Source organism: Streptomyces antarcticus (assembly GCF_026627255.1).
In the GTDB taxonomy this organism is placed as follows: Bacteria; Actinomycetota; Actinomycetes; order Streptomycetales; family Streptomycetaceae; genus Streptomyces; species Streptomyces antarcticus.
The window spans coordinates 26,094-44,185 of sequence record NZ_JAPNLM010000026.1 but is presented as its reverse complement, the minus strand read 5'-3'; the positions used below and the strand labels follow the sequence as shown (position 1 = coordinate 44,185).

Genomic DNA, 18,092 nt, shown 5'->3' with positions numbered 1-18,092 from the left:
TGCCCGAGCTTGCTAACTATTGCAAGCAGCCGCTTGCAACATCTAGCACCCCGGGGCGGTGGCGATCGCCACCGTCGCGTACAGCTCCTCCGACACGGCCGTACGGACCGCCAGGCCGGCCGAGGACAGGGCCGAGGCCGTCCGCGCGGACTGGCGGGCGCTCGTCTCGATCAGCAGGTGCCCGCCCGGGGCCAGCCAGGGCAGCGCCCCCGCCGCGACCCGGCGGTGGACGTCCAGGCCGTCCGCGCCGCCGTCCAGGGAGACCCGCGGCTCGTGGTCCCGGGCCTCCGCCGGCATCAGCGCGACCTCGTCCGTCGGGACGTACGGGGCGTTCACCACCAGTACGTCCACGCGGCTCCGCAGCGACGCGGGCAGCGGCCCGTACAGGTCGCCCTCCCACACCGCGCCGCCGTACGGGGCCAGGTTGCGCCGCGCGTACGCCAGCGCCACCGGGTCGATGTCCGCCGCGTGCAGCTCCACCCCGCCCGGCACCCGCGCCGCGACCGCCGCGCCCAGCGCGCCGACCCCGCAGCACAGGTCCAGCACCACGGCGCCGGTCCGGGCCAGCGCCACCGCCTCCCGCACCAGGAACTCGGTGCGCCGGCGCGGTACGAAGGCCCCCTCGCCCACCTCCACGCGCAGTCCGCCGAACTCCGCCCAGCCGACCACGTGCTCGAGCGGCTCACCCGCGACCCGGCGGGCCAGCAGTCCCGCCAGGTGGCCGTCGTCCCGGGCGGCCGAGACCAGCAGGTCCGCCTCCTCCTCGGCGAAGACGCAGCCCGCGGCGCGCAGCCGTTCCACCAGTGACCCCGCATGCGTATGCGTCATGTGCCCGGTCTCCTCCGGTCCTGCGTCGGCTGTGTCCGGCCCGTACCCCGCGGCCGCTCAGAAGACGTCCGGGCACCACGGCCGCCGCGCGGTGCGGAACACCGCGTCCGCCAGCGCGACCGCCCCCGGGCGCTCCTCCGCGATCCGCCCGAGCTGGGCCAGGCGCACCGCGGACTCGTCGCCGAGGTAGAGGGAGCCGAGTGCCGACACCTCCAGCCGCAGGTCCGCCGGATCCGCGGTGCGCTCGCACGCGCCCTTGGCCGCGTCCAGCCGGTAGCGGCCGTCCGCGAGGCCCGCCGCGTCCGTCACCTCCAGGACCAGCACCCCCGGTACGGCGTACGTCCGCGCGCGCAGGGCCCGTACGACGTCCAGCACCCGCACCCACAGGAAGTCGGCCGTGGTCACCAGCGCGGCCGCGCGCGGGTCGGGGAGCAGCTGCGCGACGAGGTCGTCGGGCGCCCGGAAACCGGTGCGGACCCTGGCCACCCAGTCGATGGAACACAGGAAGTGCCACAGCGCGCGCTCCGCGTCCGCGGTGACCGCGAGCAGCTGCTTGACCTGCACGGTGTTCTTCGGGAGCTTCGCGTCCGTCCAGTGCCCGTCGGCGGTGTAGACGGCCAGGCCGGCCACCTCGCCCGCGGCCGTCCGGTACACGGCGTGGAACCGCTCCTTGTACGGGCGGTACGAGATCTCCTCCGCGCCCGTCGCCAGGCTCCACCAGCGCGCGTCGCGGTCCACCGCACCGTGGATGGCCGCCCGCAGCCGCTCGTGCAGCCCGGGGCCGATCCGGCGGGCTTCGGCGGCGTCCACCAGGTCGATGCGGCCGCCGTCGGCGGGCGCCGACCAGCGGGGGTCCAGTCCGGTCCGCGGTACGTCGATCTCCCATTCCGAGACGGACGCGGCGGGCCCGTACCCGTACCGCCCGTAGATCGGGTACTCGGCGGCGATCAGCGTCGACAGCACGTCCCCGCGGTCCCGGGCGGCGGTCAGCTCGGCCGTCATCATGCGGGTCAGCAGGCCGCGGCGGCGGTGCGTGGGGAGCACGGTGACGTTGGTGACCGCGCTGGAGCGGACGGCCGCGCCGCCGGGCACGGTCAGCTCCTGCGGGAACGAGCGGAAGGTGGCCACGCAGCCGCCCGTGCCGGGGTCGAACGCTCCCTGGGTGCGGGCGAGGTCGCCGTGCCGGGCACGCTGGGCGACGTCGGAGTCGGTCACCCCGGCGGTTTCCAGGAAGCCGGTGTTCACGGTCCGCAGCCAGTCGGGGAGTTCGGATTCGGCGATCGGCCGGACATCAGCGCTCATGGCGGACCACGCTAATCGGCCCGCCGGCCCGCGTCCCCCGAATATCCGGGGCAGGGGTGCCCGGAGTGCCCGGGAGGGACGGGAGGGACGGGAGGGACGGGAGGGACGGGAGGGACGGGAGGGACAGCGTGCCCGGGCCGGGCGCTCACGCCAGCAGGTCGTCCACCTGTGCCTCGCCCTCCCGGTATCTGCGGGTGATCTCGGCGCTGCAGTCGTCCGCCGTGCGCTGGAGCTGCTGCCGGCGCCGCGAGACCTGCTGCTCGTACCGGACCAGCCGGCCCAGCCCGTCGTGGAGTTCGCCGTCGGTACGGGCGCCCAGGTCGGACAGCTCCACGTCGGACAGCATCTCCGCCGCCAGCACCCGGTACTCCTCGCTGTGCGGAGTGCCGAGCGTGACGTGCCGGGCGGAGGCGCTGCGGCTGGAGGGGGCGTCGGCGAGGATCTCCGAGAGCCGGTCCACCACCGGCGCCTCGGGGTCGGTGCGCCGGGCGAGTTCGGCCCGCAGGATGTCGATGCGGCCCTGCAACAGCCGCCGTACGTAGCTCAGATCGGCCTCGTCGCGCTGCGCGTCGCGGCGCAGCCCGCGCAGCTCCGGCAGCCCGAGGGCCGTGGTCGCCGCCGCCGTGGTCGCCGCCGCCGGGACCGGGCTCTCGGCGGTGCGCTGCGCGGGCGGTCGTACCGCGGCAGCGGAGATGGAAGCGGGTGAAGCAGGTACGGAGGTACCAGAAGTATTCATACGAACGAGTCCGTCCCCTCGACCGGTGCGGCGCACCCGCACCGCCTGCGTGCATCGTGCCACTCTCCGTGGCCCCGGTGCAGTCCCACTGCACCCGATCGGCCCCGGACGGGTGCACGCCTGGTACACAGGTGGTATGCGAGCTGTGGTGCAGAGGGTGGACGGCGCGAGCGTCGTCGTGGCCGGCGAGACCGTCGGTGAGATCGTCGGCGAGGGACTGTGCGTGCTGGTGGGGGTGACCCACGACGACACGCCGGAGAAGGCCGCGCTGCTGGCGCGCAAGCTCTGGTCCGTACGGATCCTGGATGCGGAGAAGTCGTGCAGCGACGTGAACGCGCCGCTGCTGGTGATCTCCCAGTTCACGCTCTACGGGGACGCCCGCAAGGGCCGCCGCCCCACCTGGAACGCGGCCGCGCCCGGCCCGGTCGCCGAGCCCCTCGTGGACGAGGTGGTGGCGCAGCTGCGGGCGCTGGGCGCGACGGTGGAGACGGGCCGCTTCGGCGCGGACATGCGGGTCTCGCTCACCAACCACGGCCCGTTCACCATCGTCATCGACATCTAGCCACGGCGCTACGGCCGGCTACGGAGCCATGGCCGGCTACGGCGCTACGACGACCTCCTGCGCGGCCGCCGTGCCGTCCACCAGCAGCGGCGCGTCCACCGGCACGTTCCGCTTGACCAGCGCGAGGGCGATCGGGCCGAGCTCGTGGTGGCGTACCGAGGTCGTCACGAAGCCGAGCTGGCGGCCCTCCTCGCCGTCGGCGGCGAGCCGGACCGGGGCGCCGTGCGCCGGGAGCAGCACTTCGGAGCCGTCCAGGTGCAGGAAGACCAGGCGGCGCGGGGGCTTGCCCAGGTTGTGGACGCGGGCGACCGTCTCCTGGCCGCGGTAGCAGCCCTTCTGGAGGTGGACGGCCGTGCCGATCCAGCCCAGCTCGTGCGGGATGGTGCGGTGGTCGGTCTCCAGGCCGAGGCGCGGCCGGTGCGCCTCGACGCGCAGGGCCTCGTAGGCGAGGAGTCCGGCGGCCGGGCCGTGGGCGGCGGCGAAGGACTCCAGCTCGGCGCGGGGCAGGAAGACGTCGCGGCCGTGGGCGGTCTCGCGTACGGCGTGCTCCTTGGCGACCTCGGCGATGGAGCCGGCGGGCAGGTGCACGACCGCGAACTCCTCGGTGCGGTCGGCGACTTCCACCCGGTAGAAGAACTTCATGGACTCCAGGTAGGCGATCAGCTCCGCCTGGGTGCCGGGCTCCACGTGCGCCCACGTGGTCTCGCCGTCGTCGACGAGGTAGAGCGCGTGCTCGATGTGACCGTTGGCGGAGAGGATCAGGGCCTCGGTGGCCTGGCCGGCCGGCAGCTCGGTGAGGTGCTGGGTGAGCAGCAGGTGCAGCCAGCTGAGGCGCTCGGCCCCGGTCACGGTGACCACGCCGCGGTGGGAGAGGTCGACGAAGCCGCGGCCGCCGGCGAGGGTCCGCTGTTCGCCGTAGAGCTCGCCGTAGTGGGCGGCGACGCCCTCGTCGCGGCCTTCGGCCTGCACGGCGCCGGGGAGGTGGAGCAAAGGGCTGCTGGTCATGGGACCAAGCGTACGACTCGGCTACGCCTGCGCGGCACGGTGCTTGGCCGCGCACTTCTCACAGAGGCCGAAGATCGCGAAGTGCTTCATGTCGGTCTCGAACCCGAAGGTGGTGCGGAGCTTCGCGGTGAACTCGGCCGCGATGTCCACGTCGGCCTCGATCACGTCGGCGCAGTCCCGGCAGACCAGGTGGATGTGGTGGTGCCGGTCGGCCAGGTGGTAGGTGGGGGCGCCGTGGCCGAGGTGGGCGTGCGAGACGAGCGCGAGCTCCTCCAGCAGCTCCAGCGTCCGGTACACGGTGGAGATGTTGATCCCGGACGCCGTCTTGCGCACCTGGACGAGGATCTCGTCCGGGGTGGCGTGCTCCAGGTGGTCGACGGCCTCCAGCACGAGCTGGCGCTGGGGAGTGAGCCGGTACCCGCGCTGGCGCAGGTCGGTCTTCCAGTCGGTGCCCTCGGTGCCTTCGGTGCCTTTGGCGTGCTCGGTCCTCACCACCCGGCCAGTGTAAGCGCGGGGAGGCGACCGCGGGCGGTCCCGCGGTCCCCTCGTCGCACAGCCTTGCGGATACGGGTCAGCGGAAGAAGGCGATACCGTCGTCCGGCATGTCCGGGAGGTTGCGCGCCATCTCGGCGACCTCCTCGGGCGTGACGACCTTCTTCAGCTGGGCCGACATGTACGGGCGCAGCTCGACATCGGGGGTGGCCTTCTCGCCGACCCACATCAGGTCGCTCTTCACGTACCCGTAGAGCCGCTTGCCGCCGCTGTACGGACCGGAGGCCGCGGTGCGGGCGACCGCGTCGGTGGCCAGGTCGATCTGCGGCTTCTGGTCGGCGAGCTCGCCGTACCAGACCTCGACGACGCCCTGGTCGCGGACCATGACGATCTCGACCTTGCGGTCCTTGTCTATGCGCCAGTAGCCCGACTCGGACTCCAGCGGCCGCACCTTCTTACCCTCGGCGTCGAGGACCCAGGTGTGGGAGGTGTACTCCAGGAAGTCCCGGCCGTCGTGGCTGAAGACGACCTCCTGGCCGAAGTTGCACTTCTCCTCACCAGGGAAGTCGAAGACTCCCGCGCCCTCCCAGTTGCCGAGGAGGAAGGCGAGCGGGACGAGGCCCGGGTTCAGGTCGGACGGGATCTGGATCATGAATGGCTGCTCAGGCGATCTGTCGGAGGGGTTCCGGGGCGGTCAGCTGCGCGGACGCTCAGCGCTGACCCTGGTACAGCTTCTTGACGGCCAGGCCGGTAAAGGCCATGACGCCGACGCAGACCAGGACCAGCAGGGAGGTGAAGACTGCCTCAAGCACGGGGTGCTCCTCGGAGGTTTCGGTGCGGTGTACGGGCCGGTCCCCAAGCCTACTGGCCCGGGGACCGGCGCACTCTGCGAGGTCCGCCGTACCGGTGGCTCCGGTCCGCGGTCAGCTCAGCAGCTGGTGCTGAAGGACCACCATCTGGTGGAGGGGGACGGCGGGCAGCACCTCGCCCTTGCGGCTCTGGAGGATCACCGCCTGGACGTCACCGGACTGGATGCATCCGATCCTGACCTTCTCGTCGCCCACCGGGATGGACTCCTCGTGGACCGAGAGGCCGGTCCCGTCCGGAACCGACTGGTCGATCCTCGCCTTGCCCCAGACCCCGTCCGTCTCGATCCGGTTCACGCCGCTCAGGCTCATGTCGGGGCCGCAGCCGTCGAAGGCGTCCGTGAAGCCCGAGGCGTGGAAGCGCAGCAGGTAGAGGCGGGTCCGGATGCCGTCCGGGGTGGTCCAGCCGCGGCCGACGATCTGGCGCAGGCCGTCGTCGGCGAACTCCTGCTTCATCTTCGCGCGCCCGGAAGCCCCGTACTCCTCCAGGAAGGTGTCGACGGCCACCACGCCGTCCTTCTCCACCTTCAGCGCGGGGTCTGGGGTGGACCCGAGGGGCGCCGGCAGGAGCAGTTGCGTGAGGCCGGCGTAGTGGATGCCGTCCTCGTTGTCCGGGGCGAAGGGCAGGGCCGCGCCCGGGGGCAGTGCCGGCTTGGCCAGCTCCGGGTAGGTCCAGCGGCCGTCGGACTCGGTGGACAGCCCGGGGATGTCGGTGCGCTCGGGCTGGGAGATCCCGTACGCGACCCCCGTGCCGGCGGCGCCGAAGACCAGGAAGGCGGCCGTCCAGCGCAGGAACGCGAACAGCTTGCGGCGGTCATCGGGCAGCGCTGCCGGGGCCAGGACCTCGGCGCCGGATTCCGGCACGGGCTGGATTTCCGGGGCGGGCGGGGCCGCGGCTTCCGGAGCGGGCGGGGCCGCGGCTCGCGGGGCCGCGGCGGCGTCCTCCGGGGCGGGCCCGGCTGCGATGGTGGGATGCTCGGTCACGCGGACTCCCCGGGGGACTTCAGGTGGTTCAGTTGGTTCTTGAGGAACCCGACGGCTTCGGTCGCCGAGAACTCGGGCTTGGGCCCGAAGGCGCGGAAGTTGACCATCACGTCACCCTCGACCGCCACGCAGTAGAGGGAGTCGATCTTCTCCTTCTTCTCCTCACCGACCGGCAGCACCCAGCACTTGGCGTCCGGGTGGCCGTCGACCTTCGGCGCGCCGCGGTCGGCGCCGCTGAGCTCCATGAGCTTCTTGGTGACCTCCGAGAAACCGCCCACGGCCTGCGGGTCGGCCTGCATGAGGCGGACCTCCGCGACCAGGTAGCCCGAGCCCTTGGTGTAGCTGCGCCCGGCCAGGCCCTTGAGCTTGAGGCCGGCCAGCATGTCGTCGCGCTTCTTGCGCTCGGTGCTGGACAGGCCGTCCCTGGCCTCCTTGAAGCCCTCGACGGCCTTCTCTCCTGAGACGAAGAAGTTGTTCCCGTCGCCCGCGAGGTCGGGACCCGGCGTGAAGCCGCTCGGAACCGGGAGCAGCTTGCCCGAGAGGGCGTTCGCCGGCACCGGCGCGGGCTCCTCGGCCTTCTGGACCTTCTCCCCGATGGGGACCCAGTAGGCGGTGGGCGCGGTCCGGTCGGCGTCCGCGACGGCGGAGACCGCCCAGACTCCGCCGCCCGCGAGCACGGCGACGGCCAGACCCGCGGCGACGAGGACGGCCGTCTTACGGAGGCGCGGGGTCACCGGCCCAGCAGGCGCGGCCTCGGAGGGCGGGGCCGCGGGAAGCGGAGCCTCGGGCTGCGCGGCCGGGGCCTCAGCGGCCGGGGACGTCGGGAGCGGGGCCGCGGGCTCGGGTGCCCCGGCCGGGGGGTTCTCGTTCTGCGGCTCGGTCACAGTCGCTCCAGCTGTCGCTCGGCCAGGCGGATGATGTCGCTCTCGGCGATCTTCCCGCCGCGGTTGTCGTAGTAGTAGATCGTCATCACGATGTCGCCGCGGCGGGCGATGGCCGTGGCGCCGCGGGTCGGCTCGTAGCCCGGCTGCTCCCTGGCCTTCGAGTCCACCCACACACGCCCGAGGTCCCAGGAGATTCCGGGGATGGCCACGCCGGCGTAGCCCGCGTTCTCCTTCAGCGGCATGAAAGATGCCTGGTTCTTCTGGTAGTTCTCCGCGCCGGCGTAGTCGGTGAACTGGACCAGCTGGACCTGGACGAAGACTCGGTCAGCGCGTGACCAGTGCGTCGAGGCGACGCGCCGGAGGCCCTCGGACGCGAATTCGCTCACGGCCAGGTCCGGCTTCTCGAAGTCCGCCGCGAAGACGTCGAGGCTGTCGTAGCCCTTCCCCTCGGACTTGGTTCCGTCGGGCGCCTCGATCAGCAGCTTGCCGAGGTCGTCGTCGTTCTTGTGCCAGCGGTTGGCGTTGATCGTCTTGATCGTCGTGCTGTCGTCCGGCGCGACTGCCTTCGGGGTCACGAGGTTCTGCTGGGCCAGCGGTGGCAGCGGGGTGGGCGCGCGGTGGTACTGGACCGCGTAGCCGGCGACGGTTCCGGCGAGGACGCCGAGTACGGCCGCGGCCGCGATCAGGGGGGTCGTACGGCCCCGGCGGCGGCGCGGGGCCGCGGCGGCGGCGGCTCCGTCAGCGGTGGCGGCATCGGCGGTGGCGGCATCGGCGGCGGCCGGGGATGTGCCGGCAGCCGGTGCGGCGGTCGGGTCCGAACCATCCGGCTCCGGAGCGGATTCGTCCGCTTTCCGCAGCTCGGGGATGGTCTGTTCGTGTTCCAAGGATGTCCCCCACAGGGCTGGACGCGCCGGCTGGTTACCCGCGCGTACCCATGACCCGTTCCGTGGGGAAGCAGTTGTAAGGATGTCTATTACATTCTTGTCTCACTGCACGTGATCACTCGCGACGCCGTTTTCCGTCCAGTTCGTCCCACCACTCGTCCGACTTCGGGTCGCCCGAGGGGTCGTCCCACCAGCGGTCGTCCGGGCCGCGCCGGTTCGCGATCATCGCGGCGACCGGCGGGATGACCATGGCGACCACGCACAGGGCCACCGCCGCCTCCACCGACCACAGGCGCACGAAGGACCAGGCGGAGACGAAGAGGAACAGGCATCCGCCCATGAGCAGGAAGTAGACGCGTCGGCGCCGGGCGTACATACCTCCAGCGTAGAGCGGGACGCCGCGCCGACAAGCGCGCGGACCCGGACGGCACGAAGGGCCGCACCCCGATCCAGTGGCGTCCAACCCCCGGGGGTGCGGCCCTTCGGCCGGCTCTGCGGTGATACGTCCCGCGGTTACGCGGGGGTGCTGGCAGCGGTGGTGCGCGGAGCGGTGGTCAGACCGCGATCGCCACGTCCGTCACGCCGCCGGCGTCGGCGACCACGACGCTGCGGTCGGCGGTGCCGCCCGGGACGAGCGCCCGCAGCGTCCAGGAGCCGGTCGCCGCGTAGAAGCGGAACTGGCCGGTCGCCGAGGTCGGGACCTCGGCGGTGAACTCACCGGTCGAGTCCAGCAGGCGGACGTAGCCGGACACCGGCTCGCCGCCCTGGGTGATCTGGCCCTGGATGGCGGTCTCGCCGGGCTTCAGCGTCGCGAGGTCGGGCCCGCCGATCTGTGCTCCACACATGTTCTCTGTCCTGTCCTAGAGAGGTCGTACGTGACTACGGGCCCTGCGTGCCCGGCAGGGTCGACTGCTGGCTTGCCCGTGCGGTTACCCCGTGCGGTTACTTGGCGGGGCCGAGCTCGATCGGCACGCCGACCAGCGAGCCGTACTCGGTCCACGAGCCGTCGTAGTTCCTGACGTTCTCCTGGCCCAGGAGCTCGTGCAGCACGAACCACGTGAGCGCGGAGCGCTCACCGATGCGGCAGTAGGCGATGGTGTCCTTCGCCAGGTCGACCTGCTCGGCCTCGTAGAGGGCGGTCAGCTCGTCGTCCGACTTGAAGGTGCCGTCGTCGTTGGCGTTCTTCGACCACGGGATGTTGCGGGCGGTCGGCACGTGGCCGGGGCGCTGCGACTGCTCCTGCGGGAGGTGCGCCGGGGCGAGCAGCTTGCCGGAGAACTCGTCGGGCGAGCGGACGTCGACCAGGTTCAGGGAGCCGATCGCGGCCGTGACGTCGTCACGGAAGGCGCGGATGGACTTGTCCTGCGGCTTGGCCTTGTAGTCGGTGGCCGGGCGGTTCGGGACCTCCTTGCCGTCGACCAGGTCGCGGGAGTCGAGCTCCCACTTCTTGCGGCCGCCGTCGAGGAGCTTGACGTCCTGGTGGCCGTAGAGCTTGAAGTACCAGTAGGCGTAGGACGCGAACCAGTTGTTGTTGCCGCCGTAGAGGACGACGGTGTCGTCGTTGGAGATGCCCTTGGCGGAGAGGAGCTTCTCGAAGCCCTCCTGGTCCACGAAGTCACGGCGGACCGGGTCCTGGAGGTCGCTCTTCCAGTCGATCCGGACGGCGTTGGTGATGTGGTTCTTGTCGTAGGCGGACGTGTCCTCGTCCACCTCGACGATGACGACGTTTCCGTCGTTCAGGTGGGCCTCGACCCAGTCGGCGTCTACGAGGACGTCGCTGCGGCTCATGGTGTTCTCCTCCGGGCAGTGTGCGGCGGGCCGTGCTGCGGGTGCTGCGAGGTGCGTGCGTTCCGGATGCGCTCGCCCGGTCCTGCGCGGGGAGGCGTCAGGGGGATCGGGAGGCAGGTGCGGTCACGCGGGAAAGTCGTCGTCCGGCTGGTGGAGCGGATGCGCTCCACGGGTCACATGGATCGACAGAGCATGGCGGCGACGCGACACAGGTCTATTGCCCGCCGCTTCGTGAGGTCCGCCTGCTGATGCTTCATAGGCATGGATCGTAGGGACGAATCGACCGCTCTGTCACCGGCGTGTCATATACCGAGACAGGATCGTCCGGATCGTGGGATACGAGGGCTCCGGAGGGCTGCCGCGCCGCCCCCGGAGCCCTTACCGCGGCCCGTCCATCTGCGGATCGGACCGCACCGTCTCACGATCCGGCCAGCACCACGTTCGAGCCGGTCAGCACCAGGTGCACGCCGGCCTCGTCGGAGGTCAGGGCCGACAGCTGCAGGCCGGCGGGCAGTCCGCCGTCGAGCCGGCGGTCGAAGTCGGTCTTCTTGCGGACCAGGCCCTCGATCCCGGGGATGCCCTCGCCGGGCACCTCCTCGGCGCGCACGCGGACGACCTTGCCGCCCTTGCCGTCCTTCGCGTCCTCCAGGCTGACGGTCGACACCACGCTGCGCGTCAGGGACTTGCCGAGCGCCTCGATCCCCGCGGTGACCTTCACCTTGCCCGGCGCGCCGCCGTAGGCGAGGGTCGCGCCGGTCTGCGAGGCCGCGGTCAGGTCGGCGTACGTGATGAGGGCGCTGCCCTCGGCGCGCCGGGCGGTGCCGCGCGTGTAGTCCCCGTTCAGCGACACCCCGCGGAAGCTCGCGTCGAGCTCCGCGAGGCGGGTCTTGCGGCCGTCCGCCATCGCCTCGACGCCGCGCAGCTTCAAGTCGACCCGCTCCAGGTCCCGGCTGGCCGCCTGGGTCAGGAACGGGAAGCCGTGTATCTCCACCTCCGCGGTGCCCGCCAGGCCCTGGCGGGACTGGATGCGGTCCGCGAGCTGGTTCTCGGCGTATCCGGCCGCCCAGCGGTCCGCGCCGACGAAGAGCGCCCCCAGGACCACACCGATGATCACGACCACACGTAGAAAGCGCACGTGCCCCTCCCCCTGCTGCTACTTGTCGGTACGTGCGCCTAGTGGACCATGCCCGTTGTCGGGCAGGGATCAGCCCACCACCCGCCCGATCAGGTACACGGCGGGCGCGGCGGCCGCCAGCGGCAGCGCGACCCCGGCCGTCATGTGGACGAACTTCGACGGGTAGTCGTACGCCGCCACGCGCAGCCCGATCAGCGCGCACACCCCGGCGACGAGGCCGACCAGGGCCCCGCCCGCCCCGAGGGAGGTCAGCCCGCCGACGGCGATGCCGGCGCCGGCGGCGGCCGCCAGCGAGACGCCGACCGAGGGCGCGGTGGGCAGCGGCAGGGCGCGGGCGAAGACGGCGACCGCGACGGCGGCCGCGCCGACGGTGACGGCCGCGGAGTCCGCGGCCAGGTAGCCGGCGCAGACGATGGCGAGGGCGGCGGAGGCCACCGAGGCCATCAGCCCGTACATCCGCTCGTCGGGGTCGGCGTGGCTGCGCAGCTGGAGCACGAGGGTCAGCAGCACCCAGGCGCCGAGGGTGCCGACGATCGCGCCGGGGCCGTACGTGTCGTCCACCGCGAGCACGGCCGCGTCGGCGACCAGGGCTCCGGCGAAGGCTAGGGCGATGCCCTGGCGGGCCGGCCACATGCCGTTGAGGCGGAACCAGCCGGCCGCGGTGAGCCCCTGGAGGGCGACCAGCGGTACGAGCAGGGCGTACTGCCCGAAGACGGCGGCCGCGGCGAGCAGTACCCCGAGCGCGGCGGTCAGCAGCGCGGGCTGCGGGCCGGGGTCGATGATCGGCGACCGGCCCTCGGCGCGGGCCTGGGCGGGGTCGACGGCCCGCAGGGTGTTCCCGGCGAGGGTCGGCGGGGAGTACGCGGGCTCCTCGCCGGCCGCCTCCGGAGCAGCGGGCGCGGCGTGGGCCGGACCTCGGGCCGGGGCGGCCCCGGCATCGGAACCGGCCCCGGCCCCGGGACCGGGACCGGGACCGGGACCGGGGTAGGGCGGCAGGTAGGCCGTCTGCTCGGCGGCCGGGCCCGCGGGCTGCTCGGCGGCGGCCGGGCCCGCGGGCACGGACCGCTCGGGCGCCGGTTCGGCGGCCTGGGGCGGCAGGTACGCCGTCTGCTCGGCGGCGGAGGCCTCCGGCCAGCCGGAGCCGGCGGCGCCGCCCCGGGACCAGTCCTGGACGGGCGCCTGCGGGGCGTGGGCCTGCGGGGCCGGGACCTCATCGCGGAACCACCCCTCGGGCGCCGCGGGGGCCTGCTCCGGCGCCTGGGCGGCCTGGGCCTGGGCCTCGCCCTGGTAGGGCGGGAGGTACGCCGTCGCCTCGGCGGGAGTCTCCCGGTAGGGCGGCAGGTACGCCGTCGCCTCGGCGGGGGCCTCCTGGTACGGCGGCAGGTACGCCGTCGCCTCGGCGGGAGCCTCCTGGTACGGCGGCAGGTACGCCGTCGCCTCCGCGGGAGCCTCCCGGTAGGGCGGCAGGTACGCCGTCGCCTCCGCGGGAGTCTCCCGGTAGGGCGGCAGGTACGCCGTCGCCTCCGCGGGAGCCTCCCGGTAGGGCGGCAGGTACGCCGTCGCCTCCGCGGGGGCCTCGGCGGGAGCCTCCTGGTAGGGCGGGAGATAGGCCGTCTCGGCGGCGGCCGGGGCCGCCGTGCCGCCGTCCTGCGGCCAGCCGGCGGCGGGCGCGGCCTGTGCGGCGGCGGCCTGCGCGGCCTGGGCCTGCGCCGGCTGGTCCTGTACGGCGGGCGCCTCGTCGCGGAACCAGCCGTCGGGTGCGACCGCCTGCGGGTACGCCTGCTGCTGGGGCTGCTGGGGCTGCTGGGGCTGCTGGGGCTGCTGCGAGTACCCCTGCTGGGGCTGGGCGGCCGCCTGCGGGTCGGCCTGCTCCGGGGGCTGCGCGTACGCCTGCTGGGGCTGCGGCGCGTACGCCTGTTCGGGGTGCTGCCCGTACGCCTGCTGGGCCTGCTGCCCCGGGTCGGCCTGGGCCGGGTACGGCTGCCCGTACGACTGTCCGTACGACCCGGCGTCCGGGGGCGTGCCCGCCCCGTCGGCGCCCTGGGCGGCGGCCTCGTCGCGGAACCACCCCTCGGGCGCCACCGGCCGGTCGGGGGCCGCGCCGAGCGGCGGGTGCACCGGCTGGTAGCTGGTGTCCCAGGTGTCGGACTGCCAGGTCTGGGTGCCGTACGGGTCCTGCGGCTGCGCGTACTGCTGCTGCTCCGCCGGAGCCTGGCCCTGGGCCCGCTGCTGTTGCTGTTGCTGCTGCTGTTGTTGCTGTTGCTGCTGTTCTTCGGGCGTGCTCATCGGCTCCCGCTCACCCGCCCGCGAACGGGGGGAGCACCTCGACGGTGCCCCCCTCGGTCAGCTGGACGGAATCGTGCGGGCGCTTGCCCACAGGCTCTTCGTTCACGAGGAAGGAGCAGCGCAGCAGGACCCGGGTCAGTTCCCCGGGGTGGCGTTCCCGCACGGCGTCGAGCGCCTCGGCCAGGGTGCGCGCCGAGTACGGCTCCTCCGCCGTCTTGGCCGCGGACTTGGCCGCCGCCCAGTAGCGGATGGTTCCGGTTGCCACTGCTGCTCCTATCGTCGGCTCTCTACCGTCGGCCTCCATGATGACCCCTCCTACCCCCCGCTCCGACGTGCACCCACGCGCCCCGTGTGCGCCCGGACGGTCCACCGGGAGGCCGCCGATCCGGTGAAACCGGGGCATACGCTGGACAGAGGCGTGGCGGGGACCACAGAACCGGTAGAAGCCTCGGCCACGAAAGGGGCGGTGGGCTATTCTGCTGCGAAGAGGATCCGGGCAATGTTGCCCCCGGGTCCTTTTGTGCTTTCAGCGCGTTGAACAGAACGAGAACGGTGGTGTCCCTCCGGGCCTCAGGGCGCGGGGCCGGCCGGGACACCGCACACGAGGCACCGCGCACCACGCACCACGTACGAAGCCGTACCGCGCACGTCCTCGACGGGACCGAGGAGGAACCGACGTGATGGACCAGCGAACCGTGTTCGACCGCCCGACCCGGGCAGGTGGTCGGGCATGAGCTCTCTCCTGCTGCTGACCAACGCCCTGCAGCCGTCGACCGAGGTGCTGCCCGCCCTCGGTCTTCTGCTGCACAACGTCCGGGTCGCACCCGCCGAGGGCCCTGCCCTGGTGGACACCCCCGGAGCCGACGTGATCCTCGTCGACGGCCGCCGCGACCTGCCGCAGGTGCGGTCGCTGTGCCAGCTGCTCCGCTCCACCGGGCCGGGCTGCCCGCTGCTCCTCGTCGTCACCGAGGGCGGCCTCGCGGCCGTCACCGCCGACTGGGGCATCGACGACGTACTCCTGGACACCGCGGGCCCCGCGGAGGTCGAGGCGCGGCTGCGGCTGGCCACCGGCCGCCAGCAGCTGGGCTCGGACGACTCCCCGATGGAGATCCGCAACGGCGACCTGTCGGTCGACGAGGCCACGTACTCCGCCAAGCTGAAGGGGCGGGTCCTGGACCTGACCTTCAAGGAGTTCGAGCTGCTGAAGTACCTCGCCCAGCACCCGGGCCGGGTCTTCACCCGCGCCCAGCTGCTCCAGGAGGTCTGGGGCTACGACTACTTCGGCGGCACCCGGACGGTGGACGTCCACGTACGGCGGCTGCGCGCGAAGCTGGGTCCCGAGCACGAGTCGCTGATCGGCACGGTCCGCAACGTCGGCTATCGCTTCGTCACCCCCGAGAAGGTCGAGCGGGCGCAGGCGGAGGCCGCGGCACAGGCGGCGGCCCAGGCGGCGGCGCAGCTGGCGGCGCACGCCTCGTCCGCCGCGTCCCAGGCGGCCGTGCGGAGCACCGCGCAGGGTTCCGGTCACGGCTCCGCCCAGGACGCTCCGGCCGTCACCCGGGCGGCCGAAGACCCCGTGGGCATCCACTCCGCAGGACGCCCTGCCCAGAGGTAGGTCACCCCGCGTAGACTGCCGCGCGTGGCCAAGGTGACGCGGGATGACGTGGCGCGACTTGCGGGTACCTCTACCGCCGTCGTGAGCTACGTCATCAACAACGGACCCCGGCCGGTTGCCCCGGCCACGCGCGAGCGTGTCCTCGCCGCGATCAAGGAGCTGGGCTACCGCCCGGACCGGGTCGCCCAGGCGATGGCCTCGCGGCGCACCGACCTCATAGGCATGATCGTCCCGGACGCCCGGCAGCCCTTCTTTGCGGAGATGGCGCACGCGGTCGAGCAGGCCGCCGCCGAGCGCGGAAAGATGGTCCTGGTCGGGAACTCCGACTACCGCGACGAGCGCGAGGTCCATTACCTCCGGGCGTTCCTCGGCATGCGGGTCTCGGGCCTGATCCTGGTCAGCCAGGGCATGAGCGAGCGCGCGGCCTCGGAGATCGAGGCCTGGGACGCGCGGATCGTGCTGCTGCACGAGCGCCCCGAGGCGATCGACGACGTCGCCGTCGTCACGGACGACATCGGCGGCGCCCAGCTCGCCACCCGCCACCTGCTGGAGCACGGGCACCCGTACGTGGCCTGCCTCGGCGGCGTGGAGAACACCCCCGAGGTCGGTGACCCGGTGGCCGACCACGTCGAGGGCTGGCGCCGGGCCATGCTGGAGTCCGGCCGCTCGGTGGAGGGCCGGCTGTTCCAGGCCCCGTACAACCGCTACGACGCGTACAAGGTGGCCTTGGAGGTCCTCTCCGGGCCGGACCGCCCGCCGGCGATCTTCTGCGCGACGGACGACCAGGCGATCGGCGTGCTGCGGGCCGCCCGCGAGCTGCGCATCGACGTGCCGGGCGAGCTGGCCGTGGCCGGGTTCGACGACGTCAAGGAGGCGGCCCTGACGGACCCGCCGCTGACGACGATCGCCTCCGACCGCCCGGCGATGGCGCGGGCCGCGGTGGACCTGGTGCTGGACGACGGGCTGCGGGTCGCGGGGTCGCGGCGGGAGCGGCTGAAGCAGTTCCCTTCGGCGCTGGTGATCCGGCGGTCCTGCGGCTGCCGCTAGCCTCCGGCGGGCGGTGGGGGTGTGCTCCGGCTGGGCCGGGGCCTGTGCCTCTGCGGCCTCCTGGGCCGCTGTCCCGCGCGTTTCCTGCCTGCGGCCCGGCTTCTCGGGGCTCCGCCCCGAACCCCGCGCCTCAAACGCCGGCGGGGCTGGATGTGGGCGCTGCCGCGGCTCGGAGGTACCGGCTTGCCCGCGGGGCTGGATGTGGGCGCGGCCGACTCGGACGTGCCGGCCCGGTGCTTTTTAAGGGGCGGCGGGGTTTGAGGCGGGGTGCGGTGGGGCTCGGAGCGTCAGGGGGACGGCTTGCGGCCTCCCGTCGGTCCTTATATCGGGCATACGCGGTTCTGTCGGGCTTCTCAGGCCAGGCTCAGGAAGCTCTCATGATCCGCGGACAGAGTCGAGCCATGACCGACAGCTTCCGCCGCGAAGGCGAGTACCCGCAGGAGAGCCGCCCGGTCCAGCACCCGCCCTTCGGCGAGGACTGGCAGCGGGGGCGTGACCGGCTGGCCCAGGACGCGGCGGGGGCCTCCTACCCGCCGCCGCCCGCGTATCCGCCCGCCCCCGCGCCCGGCTGGCACGAGGCGCACCAGCCCCCGGTCATCCAGGGCGAGACGGTGCCCCCGGCGGCCGCCGCCTGGAGCGGCCCCGCCCACGCGGCGCCCGCCCCCCGCGCCAGGAAGCCGGCCGCGCTGCTGGCCGCCGTGGCGCTCGCCGCGGCCCTCGTCGGCGGCGGCACCGCGGCCGCCGTCCAGCAGTTCGTCGGGCACTCGGCCACCGGCTCCGGCGGCGGGGTCAGCGGCTCCAACGTCTCGCGGTCCAGCATCGGCACCGTCTCCGGCGTCGCCGAGCAGGTCAGCCCCTCCGTCGTGCGCATCGACACCCGTACCGGCTCCGGCCAGGGAACCGGCTCCGGCATCGTGATCACCGCCGACGGCGAGATCGTCACCAACAACCACGTGATCAGCGGCGCCTCGGAGATCCAGGTGACGATGAGCGACGGCAAGAAGTACAGCGCGAAGACCGTCGGCACCGATCCCGACAAGGACCTCGCCCTGATCAAGCTCGAGGGGGCAGGGGGTACCTCCCAGGCCGAAGGCTCTGGGGGAGGCCTCAAGCCCGCCAAGCTCGGCGACTCCGGCGGTCTGAAGGTCGGCGACCAGGTCGTCGCCATCGGCTCCCCCGACCGCCTCACCGGCACCGTCACCAGCGGCATCGTCTCCGCACTGGAGCGCGAGGTGAACGTGCCGAAGTCGGAGCAGCAGTCCCCGCAGAGCAGGCAGCAGCAGCAGCAGCAGGGCGGCGGCTTCCCGTTCTCCTACGGCGGCCGGCAGTTCAACGGGGACACCGGCTCGGAGACCACCTCGTACAAGGCCATCCAGACGGACGCCTCCCTCAACCCCGGCAACTCCGGCGGCGCCCTCGTCAACATGAACGGCGAGATCGTGGGCATGCCGTCCGCGATCTACTCCCCCTCCAGCGACAGCGCCGGCGCCGGCAGCGTCGGCCTCGGCTTCGCCATCCCGGTCAACACCGTCAAGGCCGACCTCGACTCCCTCCGCAAGGGCGGCCCCGGCGGCGCCGGCCAGGGCAGCAGCGACGACGGCACCGGCGGCGGCTCCGCCACGAACGGCTTCGGCACCTCCTACTAGGGGGTGCCGTCACAGTCGTTCCGTACGCCCGG

At 73.1% G+C, this 18,092-nt stretch carries 20 protein-coding genes; 4 read left to right on the top strand and 16 right to left on the bottom strand.

Features of this window, described 5'->3' with window-relative positions:
* Positions 1-42: 42 nt before the first annotated feature.
* The 3 genes from OTB16_RS30670 to OTB16_RS30660 form a co-directional block, all read right to left on the bottom strand.
* The gene (locus OTB16_RS30670) at positions 43-828 is read right to left on the bottom strand and encodes a putative protein N(5)-glutamine methyltransferase (RefSeq protein ID WP_267724447.1); all 786 of its coding nucleotides are present in this window, start codon (positions 826-828) and stop codon (positions 43-45) included.
* A gap of 57 nt (positions 829-885) precedes the next feature.
* Entirely contained in the window at positions 886-2,130 is a 1,245-nt protein-coding gene (locus tag OTB16_RS30665) for a GNAT family N-acetyltransferase (protein WP_267724445.1), read from the bottom strand.
* Between the two features lie 145 nt (positions 2,131-2,275).
* Positions 2,276-2,866, bottom strand: coding sequence for an RsiG family protein (locus OTB16_RS30660; protein ID WP_267724443.1), 591 nt, complete (start codon positions 2,864-2,866; stop codon positions 2,276-2,278).
* Between the two features lie 136 nt (positions 2,867-3,002).
* On the opposite strand from OTB16_RS30660, the gene dtd reads away from it, so the two are divergent.
* Complete coding sequence (gene dtd, locus OTB16_RS30655) at positions 3,003-3,428, top strand: D-aminoacyl-tRNA deacylase (RefSeq protein WP_267724441.1); 426 nt, start codon at positions 3,003-3,005, stop codon at positions 3,426-3,428.
* Between the two features lie 36 nt (positions 3,429-3,464).
* On the opposite strand, the gene ygfZ is transcribed toward dtd, so the two are convergent.
* The 13 genes from ygfZ to OTB16_RS30595 all read right to left on the bottom strand — a co-directional run bounded on the left by ygfZ (position 3,465) and on the right by OTB16_RS30595 (position 14,017).
* Positions 3,465-4,433 carry a CAF17-like 4Fe-4S cluster assembly/insertion protein YgfZ gene (gene ygfZ, locus OTB16_RS30650; protein WP_267724439.1) on the bottom strand — a complete coding sequence of 323 codons (969 nt, stop codon included), beginning with the start codon at positions 4,431-4,433 and terminating at the stop codon, positions 3,465-3,467.
* 21 nt (positions 4,434-4,454) lie between these two features.
* Complete coding sequence (locus tag OTB16_RS30645; RefSeq protein WP_267724437.1) at positions 4,455-4,928, bottom strand: Fur family transcriptional regulator; 474 nt, start codon at positions 4,926-4,928, stop codon at positions 4,455-4,457.
* Positions 4,929-5,004: 76 nt separating this feature from the next.
* The gene (locus OTB16_RS30640) at positions 5,005-5,577 is read right to left on the bottom strand and encodes a heme-binding beta-barrel domain-containing protein (RefSeq protein ID WP_215139645.1); all 573 of its coding nucleotides are present in this window, start codon (positions 5,575-5,577) and stop codon (positions 5,005-5,007) included.
* A 271-nt stretch (positions 5,578-5,848) separates the two neighbouring features.
* Complete coding sequence (locus OTB16_RS30635) at positions 5,849-6,775, bottom strand: hypothetical protein (RefSeq protein WP_267724433.1); 927 nt, start codon at positions 6,773-6,775, stop codon at positions 5,849-5,851.
* The gene (locus OTB16_RS30630; RefSeq protein ID WP_267724431.1) at positions 6,772-7,659 is read right to left on the bottom strand and encodes a hypothetical protein; all 888 of its coding nucleotides are present in this window, start codon (positions 7,657-7,659) and stop codon (positions 6,772-6,774) included. Before OTB16_RS30630 ends, OTB16_RS30635 begins: the two co-directional genes overlap by 4 nt.
* Positions 7,656-8,543, bottom strand: a complete 888-nt coding sequence (locus OTB16_RS30625) for a hypothetical protein (RefSeq protein WP_267724429.1) — start codon at positions 8,541-8,543, stop codon at positions 7,656-7,658. Before OTB16_RS30625 ends, OTB16_RS30630 begins: the two co-directional genes overlap by 4 nt.
* A 115-nt stretch (positions 8,544-8,658) precedes the next feature.
* A complete protein-coding gene (locus tag OTB16_RS30620) occupies positions 8,659-8,919 on the bottom strand; it encodes a DUF3099 domain-containing protein (RefSeq protein ID WP_267724427.1) in 261 nt (86 codons plus the stop codon).
* Positions 8,920-9,097: 178 nt separating this feature from the next.
* Positions 9,098-9,388 carry a DUF1416 domain-containing protein gene (locus tag OTB16_RS30615; protein WP_267724425.1) on the bottom strand — a complete coding sequence of 97 codons (291 nt, stop codon included), beginning with the start codon at positions 9,386-9,388 and terminating at the stop codon, positions 9,098-9,100.
* Positions 9,389-9,485: 97 nt separating this feature from the next.
* On the bottom strand, positions 9,486-10,331 hold the full coding sequence (locus OTB16_RS30610; RefSeq protein ID WP_267724424.1) for a sulfurtransferase: 846 nt from the start codon (positions 10,329-10,331) through the stop codon (positions 9,486-9,488).
* 173 nt (positions 10,332-10,504) lie between these two features.
* Positions 10,505-10,588 (bottom strand): putative leader peptide, encoded by an 84-nt coding sequence (locus tag OTB16_RS39715; protein ID WP_384414659.1) that lies wholly within the window; start codon positions 10,586-10,588, stop codon positions 10,505-10,507.
* Between the two features lie 161 nt (positions 10,589-10,749).
* Positions 10,750-11,466 carry an LmeA family phospholipid-binding protein gene (locus OTB16_RS30605; RefSeq protein ID WP_267724422.1) on the bottom strand — a complete coding sequence of 239 codons (717 nt, stop codon included), beginning with the start codon at positions 11,464-11,466 and terminating at the stop codon, positions 10,750-10,752.
* A 69-nt stretch (positions 11,467-11,535) separates the two neighbouring features.
* Positions 11,536-12,807, bottom strand: coding sequence for a hypothetical protein (locus tag OTB16_RS30600; protein WP_267724586.1), 1,272 nt, complete (start codon positions 12,805-12,807; stop codon positions 11,536-11,538).
* Positions 12,808-13,762: 955 nt separating this feature from the next.
* Positions 13,763-14,017 carry a MoaD/ThiS family protein gene (locus OTB16_RS30595; protein ID WP_267724420.1) on the bottom strand — a complete coding sequence of 85 codons (255 nt, stop codon included), beginning with the start codon at positions 14,015-14,017 and terminating at the stop codon, positions 13,763-13,765.
* Positions 14,018-14,482: 465 nt separating this feature from the next.
* Here OTB16_RS30595 and OTB16_RS30590 point away from each other — a divergent pair, with 465 nt between their 5' ends.
* The 3 genes from OTB16_RS30590 (at position 14,483) to OTB16_RS30580 (ending at position 18,060) form a co-directional block, all read left to right on the top strand.
* Entirely contained in the window at positions 14,483-15,367 is an 885-nt protein-coding gene (locus tag OTB16_RS30590; RefSeq protein WP_267724418.1) for a response regulator transcription factor, read from the top strand.
* Positions 15,368-15,391: 24 nt separating this feature from the next.
* Positions 15,392-16,414 (top strand): LacI family DNA-binding transcriptional regulator, encoded by a 1,023-nt coding sequence (locus tag OTB16_RS30585; protein ID WP_267724417.1) that lies wholly within the window; start codon positions 15,392-15,394, stop codon positions 16,412-16,414.
* Between the two features lie 401 nt (positions 16,415-16,815).
* Positions 16,816-18,060 (top strand): S1C family serine protease, encoded by a 1,245-nt coding sequence (locus OTB16_RS30580; protein ID WP_267724415.1) that lies wholly within the window; start codon positions 16,816-16,818, stop codon positions 18,058-18,060.
* Positions 18,061-18,092: the final 32 nt, after the last annotated feature.

Excerpts from the sequence above, each read along its gene's own strand:
- OTB16_RS30620 (WP_267724427.1), bottom strand. The coding sequence starts at position 8,919 with ATGTACGCCCGGCGCCGACGCGTCTACTTCCTGCTCATGGGCGGATGC.
- OTB16_RS30670 (WP_267724447.1), bottom strand. The coding sequence starts at position 828 with ATGACGCATACGCATGCGGGGTCACTGGTGGAACGGCTGCGCGCCGCG.
- OTB16_RS30640 (WP_215139645.1), bottom strand. The coding sequence starts at position 5,577 with ATGATCCAGATCCCGTCCGACCTGAACCCGGGCCTCGTCCCGCTCGCC.
- OTB16_RS30610 (WP_267724424.1), bottom strand. The coding sequence starts at position 10,331 with ATGAGCCGCAGCGACGTCCTCGTAGACGCCGACTGGGTCGAGGCCCAC.
- OTB16_RS30580 (WP_267724415.1), top strand. The coding sequence starts at position 16,816 with ATGACCGACAGCTTCCGCCGCGAAGGCGAGTACCCGCAGGAGAGCCGC.
- OTB16_RS39715 (WP_384414659.1), bottom strand. The coding sequence starts at position 10,588 with ATGAAGCATCAGCAGGCGGACCTCACGAAGCGGCGGGCAATAGACCTG.
- ygfZ (WP_267724439.1), bottom strand. The coding sequence starts at position 4,433 with ATGACCAGCAGCCCTTTGCTCCACCTCCCCGGCGCCGTGCAGGCCGAA.
- OTB16_RS30660 (WP_267724443.1), bottom strand. The coding sequence starts at position 2,866 with ATGAATACTTCTGGTACCTCCGTACCTGCTTCACCCGCTTCCATCTCC.
- OTB16_RS30665 (WP_267724445.1), bottom strand. The coding sequence starts at position 2,130 with ATGAGCGCTGATGTCCGGCCGATCGCCGAATCCGAACTCCCCGACTGG.
- OTB16_RS30615 (WP_267724425.1), bottom strand. The coding sequence starts at position 9,388 with ATGTGTGGAGCACAGATCGGCGGGCCCGACCTCGCGACGCTGAAGCCC.
- dtd (WP_267724441.1), top strand. The coding sequence starts at position 3,003 with ATGCGAGCTGTGGTGCAGAGGGTGGACGGCGCGAGCGTCGTCGTGGCC.
- OTB16_RS30590 (WP_267724418.1), top strand. The coding sequence starts at position 14,483 with ATGAGCTCTCTCCTGCTGCTGACCAACGCCCTGCAGCCGTCGACCGAG.